Genomic DNA, 5637 nt, shown 5'->3' on the forward strand with positions numbered 1-5637 from the left:
CGCACGAACGCCCACGCGGCGACCGCGGCGACGGCGGCCGCGAGGGTCATGGTCACGGCCATGGTCATGGCGTTCGTGCCGCCGACGCCCGCCGCGACCGGGGCCAGCACGGGCCCGAACAGGAAGGTGGACATGCCGAGCAGGGCCGATGCGGTGCCCGCGCGCGAACCGTGGTGCGCGAGCGCGAGGGTCTCCCCGTTCGGGCCGCCGACGCCGGAGCACAGCATGAAGCCGACCAGGGCCGCGATCACCCCGGTCACCCCGGTCCCGGCGACGGCCAGCACCAGGAAGGTCGCGGTCGCCAGCAGCGTCGCGGTGCTGCCGCCCAGGTACACGCGGAGGGGGCCCCACCGTCGCACCACCAGCCGGCTCGTCTGGCTGCCCACGATGCTCGCGAGCGCCCCGGCCGCGAACGCCAGGCTGAACGCCTGCGGGCTCAGCCCGAACTCGTCCTGCAGCACGAACGACGACATCGACAGGTAGGTGAAGAACGCCACCCCGCCGCCCGCCGAGGCGCACAGCACCGCGGCGAACAGACGGTCGTGCAGCACGGCGCCCGCGTGACCGCCGAGCGTGCGCAGGCCGCCGCCGTGCCGGTCGTCGGCGTGCAGCGTCTCGGGCAGGGCGAACACGACCACGAGCAGCAGCACGACCCCGACCGCCGCGAGCACGCCGAAGATGCCGCGCCAGTCCATGATCCGTGCGAGCTGGCCGCCCACCACGGGGGCGATGATCGGGGCCGTGCCCGAGACCAGGAACAGCAGCGACAGCATGCGCGACAGCTCCACGCCCTCGAACTGATCGCGCGCGACCGCGAGGCAGATGACGATGCCCGCCGATCCGGCGAGACCCTGCAGGAACCGCGCCACCAGCAGCAGCTCGATGCTCGGGGCGACCGCGCACACGGCGGACAGCACCGCGAACGCGGCCACGCCGACGAGGAGCGGACGCTTCCGGCCCAGCCGGTCGCTGAGGGGACCGGCGATGAGCTGCCCGAGACCCAGGCCGATCATGCACGCCGACATCGTGACCTGCGCGAGCGCCTCGGTCGTGCCGAGCGACGCCGCGAGCTGCGGCAGCTGCGGCAGGTACAGGTCCATCGACAGCGGCCCGAACGCCTCCAGCATCCCGAGCACGAGCATCGCCCGGAGCGTGCCCATGCGGGCGGGCTCCGGGCGCGCCGGGATGCTCATCCGCCCGGGCGCAGCACGCGGCGCAGCCAGCTCTCCCGCGCCGCGACCGCCGCCAGCGACACCTCGGCCTCCGGCGAGAACCCGGAGAAGCCGTGGTACCCGCCGGCCCACACGTGCAGCTCGGCCTGACCGCCGGTCGCCCAGATGCGCAGCGCGTAGTCCACGGCCTCGTCGCGGAAGGTCTCGGCAGCCCCGACCTCGATGAACGCGGGGGCGAGTCCGGACAGGTCGGTGGCGCGTGCGGGGGCCGTGTACGGCGAGACCCGGTCGGTGAAGCGGTCGTCTCCGGCGATGGCGTCCCACGCGGTGTCGTTGTTGTTGCGGTCCCAGGCGCCGAAGCCGTCGTACTGCCGGGCGGACGGCGTCTCGTTGCGGTCGTCCAGCATCGGGCAGCCGAGCAGCTGCCCGGCCAGCCGCGGTCCGCCGCGGTCGCGGGAGAGCAGGGCCACCGCGGCGGACAGCCCGCCGCCCGCGCTCTGCCCCGACGCGATGATGCGGTCGGGGTCGATGCCGAGGTCGTCGGCGTGCGCGGCCATCCACTCCAGCGCCGCGTAGCAGTCCTCCGCCTGCGCCGGGCCCGGATGCTCCGGCGCGAGGCGGTACTCCACCGCGACGCCGACGACGCCGTGCCGGTCGGCCAGATCGATCAGCTCGGCGGTGCCGAAGAAGCGGGTGCCGAGCACCATGCCGCCGCCGTGGATCGACAGGACGGCGGGCGCCGGCCCGGTCGCGGGGGCGGACGGCCGCACGATCGTGACCTCCAGGTCGGGCGCACCGGCGGGGCCGGGGATCACGCGGTCCTCCCACGTCACCGCCCTGCCCTCGGCCTGCACCGCGATGGGCGGGATGATCGCGGCGAAGTGGTCGCGGTTGGCGTGGATGGTGTCGGCGCGCAGCGGGATGCCCTCCACGAGCTGCACGAACGCGTCGAGCCCGGCGACCAGCTCGGGGTCGTACGGCACGGGAGCGGGCGCGGTCATCGGGCGGCCCGCCAGATCCGGCGCAGCCACGACGACCGTGCGGCGAGGGCGGCCCGGGTGATCTCCGCCTCCGGCATGTACATGTCGAAGCCGTGCGCGCCGCCGCCCCACACGTGCAGCTCGGCCTGGCCGCCCGTGGCCCAGATGCCGAGCGCATACGCGGTGTCCTCGTCGCGGAAGGTCTCCGCCTCGCCCACCTCGATGTACGCGGGGGGAAGACCGGACAGATCGGTCGCGCGGCTCGGGGCCGCGTAGGCGGGGGCCTCGTCGCTGAACGCGAGGTCGTCGCCGAGCACGCACGACCACGCCAGCAGGTTCATGTCGCGCTGCCACGTGCCGATGCCGTCGTACTGCAAGCTGGCGACCGAGGTGTTGGTGTTGTCGATCATGGGGCACAGCAGCAGCTGCCCCGCCATGACCGGGCCCTTCCGGTCGCGCGCCAGCAGGGCGACCGCGGCCGTGAGCCCGCCCCCGGCGCTGCCGCCGCCGACGACGAGGCGCTCCGGGTCGATGCCGAGCTCGGCGGCGTGCTCGTGCGTCCAGACGAACGCCGCGTAGCAGTCCTCCACACCGGCGGGGTACGGGTCTTCCGGGGCGAGCCGGTACTCCACGTTCACGGCGACCACGCGGTGCTCCGCGACGATGTCGACCACGCGCGCGGTCTCCCACGAGCGGTGGCCGACGATCATGCCGCCGCCGTGGATGTTCACGAACCCGGGCAGCGCCTCGGTCGCGGAATCCGCGGGGCGGAACACCGTGATCTCGATGTCGGGTGCGCCCGCGGGGCCGGGGATCACGCGGTCCTCCCACACGATCGGGCGGCCCGCGATCACGGTGTCGTTGTCGGGGAACATCCGGTCGACGCCCTCGCGCGGCAGCGTGTCGCGGGTGAGGGGAGGCTGCGGGTTCTTCGCGATCTCGTCCAGCACGGCCTGCACCTCGGGGTCGAACGGGACGGGCGGGACGGTGGGGTGTCCGGCGGCGGTGGCGGTCATGTCTCTCCTCGGTGGGGTGGGGGCGGCGTGGGGCGGGGCGGGTGTGTGGGGGTCTGCGGACGGTGTCAGGGGCCTTCGGGGTCGACCACGCCGCGGTCGGCCCAGAAGGGTTCGACCAGGCGGCGCAGCTCGTCGGCGCCGATGCGGTCGACGAGGTCGGCGGCGTCGAGGTTCGCGTGCAGCTGTGCCACGCGGGAGGCCCCGAACAGGGTGGTCGTGAGGGCGGGGTGCGTGAGTGTGAACGCGATGCCGAGCTGGGCCGGGGTCGTGTCGAGCGACTCCGCGAGCGCCGTGAACGCCGGCACGTCGGCGATGATCCGCTCCCGGATGTCGCCGGGGTCGCGGCCGATCTGGCGGTCGCCCTTCACGTTCCCCGCGAGCACGCCGCCCTCCAGGCAGTCGGAGGCCTGCAGCGTGAGGCCCTGCTCCCAGAGCCGCGCGAACGGCTCGCCGTCGGGGATCGAGCGCCGTGCCACGCTGTACTTCAGCTGCGCGATCTGCGGCCCGGGCACGCCCTCCGCCGCGGCGAGGTCGAGCAGGCGCTGGATGGACGACGCCGACCAGTTGTTCACGCCCCACGCGCGGATGAGTCCCGCATCGGCGAGGCGCGCGAGGTCGAGCACGAGGTCGCGCAGGTCGAGGTCGTCGCGGCGCAGGTCGCCCAGGATCACGAGGTCGGCGTGCTCCACGCCCACCCGCATCAGGGCGTTATCGAGCTGCGGGCGGAAGCCGTCGTCGCCGAAGGCCTCCAGCCACAGCTTCGACGACAGCAGCCACTCGTCGCGGCGCAGACCCGCCGCGCGCACCATGGCCGAGAAGATCACGTCGGTGAACACCGGAGGGGCGCCGGGCGCGGAGTACACGCCGACGTCGAAGAGGTTCACGCCGCGGTCGGTCGCCTGGCGCAGCAGCTCGACGGCGTCGGCGAAGTCCATGCGGTCGTAGGTGTGCCACGAGCCGAGCGAGAACAGGGAGGCGTGCAGGCCGCTGCGGCCGATCTCGCGGCGGGGGAGAGGGGTGGTCATGGCGCTCCTCAGAGGCTCGGGTCGATGACGGCCTTGACCTCATCGAGGTGGTGCATGTGGGCGATCTTGGCGGAGGCCTCGGCGAGACCGACCGGGGCGCTGAACAGGTCGTCCCAGGGGAAGCGGTCGGCGAACGCGGTGAAGAAGTCGATGGCGCGGGCGTAGTCGGAGATGTCGCCGTTGAGCGAGCCGACGACCGTGAGCTCCTTGCCCATGATCGTGCTGAGGGGGAAGCCGTCGCCCGCGGGGCCGGTGGAGCCGACGATCGCGATGGTGCCGCGCTGCGCCGCCATGCCCACCGCGTCGGGACCCACGCTCGGGGCGCCCGCGAAGTCGAACACGTGGTCGGCACCGTGGCCGCCCGTGAGCTCCATGACCTGGTCGACGACGGGCCCGTCGCGGAAGTCGACCACGGCGTCGGCGCCGAAGCGGGCGGCGAGCTCCAGCCGGGCGGCGGGGGCGCCGACCGTGATGACCTGCCCGGCGCCCGCGATGGTGGCGACGGCGGTGGCGAAGATGCCGAGCGCGCCCGACCCCTGCACCACGACGCGGGAGCCGGGGCGGATGCGGCCGGCGCGCTCGAACGCGCGCAGCACGGTCTTGGCCGCGCAGCCCGCCATCGACGCCCAGGTGTCCTTCACCGCCGCGGGCAGCAGCAGCTTCGCGGCGCCGGGGGTGACGTAGGCGTACTCCGACAGCCCGGCGGTGGCGTACGGCGGTACGTCGGACCGCTGCAGGAAGCCGTAGCCGCGGCGCGAGCAGGCGACGGGTTCGCGCAGCACGACGCAGCCGTGGCACTCGCCGCACGTGGACTCCGACCAGCCGATGCGGTCGCCGGGGGAGAGCGGGCGGCCGAGGGCGTCGCGCGTGTCGGGTCCGGTGGCCACGATCTCGCCGACCATCTCGTGGCCGAGCACCATCGGGAGCATGCCGGGGAAGGTCATCCGGCCCTCCCAGATCTCGATGTCGGTGCCGCACAGGGTCGTGCAGGCGATGCGCACGAGGGCGGCGTCCGGCTCGATCTCGGTCGGCAGCGGGAGGTCCTGCAGGGTGAGCGGCTCGCCGTGCGCGGTGAGCACGGCGGCGCGGGTCGTGGTCGGGCGGGTCGGGGCGGGGAGGGTCATGCGGTTCTCCTGTCGCGGGACGGGTGGGGATCGGGAACGCTCCGCGAGGGGCGGGGTGCGGATCCGATCCCGTGACGGATGCGGGCGGACGGGTCAGACCAGGAGCTGGCCGCCGTCGACCGGCACCGAGACGCCGGTGATGTGGCCGGCGGCGTCGCTCGCGAGGAACAGCACGAGCGGCGTGACCTGGTCGACCTCGGCGATCGTGCCGAGCGGGATGCGCGACTCCCAGGCCGCGCGGGCGTCGGGGTTCGAGGCGAAGTCGGCGGTGAGCGGGGTGAGCACCGGGCCGGGGGCGACCGCGTTCACGCGCACGCCCG

Annotated in this window: 6 protein-coding genes; all 6 read right to left on the reverse strand. The window is 74.3% G+C overall.

Going from position 1 to position 5637, the window contains the following annotated elements:
- On the reverse strand, positions 1 to 1193 hold a 1193-nt coding region (locus tag DW309_RS12600), incomplete at its 3' end, for a multidrug effflux MFS transporter (RefSeq protein WP_240753206.1).
- Positions 1190 to 2173, reverse strand: a complete 984-nt coding sequence (locus tag DW309_RS12605; RefSeq protein WP_136045574.1) for an alpha/beta hydrolase — start codon at positions 2171 to 2173, stop codon at positions 1190 to 1192. The genes DW309_RS12605 and DW309_RS12600, both read right to left, overlap by 4 nt.
- Positions 2170 to 3168 (reverse strand): alpha/beta hydrolase, encoded by a 999-nt coding sequence (locus tag DW309_RS12610; RefSeq protein WP_136045575.1) that lies wholly within the window; start codon positions 3166 to 3168, stop codon positions 2170 to 2172. Before DW309_RS12610 ends, DW309_RS12605 begins: the two co-directional genes overlap by 4 nt.
- A 65-nt stretch (positions 3169 to 3233) precedes the next feature.
- A complete protein-coding gene (locus tag DW309_RS12615; RefSeq protein WP_136045576.1) occupies positions 3234 to 4193 on the reverse strand; it encodes an aldo/keto reductase in 960 nt (319 codons plus the stop codon).
- 8 nt (positions 4194 to 4201) lie between these two features.
- Entirely contained in the window at positions 4202 to 5317 is a 1116-nt protein-coding gene (locus tag DW309_RS12620) for a zinc-binding dehydrogenase (protein ID WP_136045577.1), read from the reverse strand.
- 93 nt (positions 5318 to 5410) lie between these two features.
- The coding region (locus DW309_RS12625; RefSeq protein WP_136045578.1) for an SDR family NAD(P)-dependent oxidoreductase at positions 5411 to 5637 on the reverse strand (227 nt) is incomplete at its 5' end.

The organism is Microbacterium sp. K41, from assembly GCF_004794395.1.
GTDB lineage: Bacteria > Actinomycetota > Actinomycetes > Actinomycetales > Microbacteriaceae > Microbacterium > Microbacterium sufflavum.

Bases quoted from the DNA above. Each gene is read 5' to 3' on its own strand.
- DW309_RS12620 (WP_136045577.1), bottom strand. From the start codon at position 5,317: ATGACCCTCCCCGCCCCGACCCGCCCGACCACGACCCGCGCCGCCGTG.
- DW309_RS12605 (WP_136045574.1), bottom strand. From the start codon at position 2,173: ATGACCGCGCCCGCTCCCGTGCCGTACGACCCCGAGCTGGTCGCCGGG.
- DW309_RS12615 (WP_136045576.1), bottom strand. From the start codon at position 4,193: ATGACCACCCCTCTCCCCCGCCGCGAGATCGGCCGCAGCGGCCTGCAC.
- DW309_RS12610 (WP_136045575.1), bottom strand. From the start codon at position 3,168: ATGACCGCCACCGCCGCCGGACACCCCACCGTCCCGCCCGTCCCGTTC.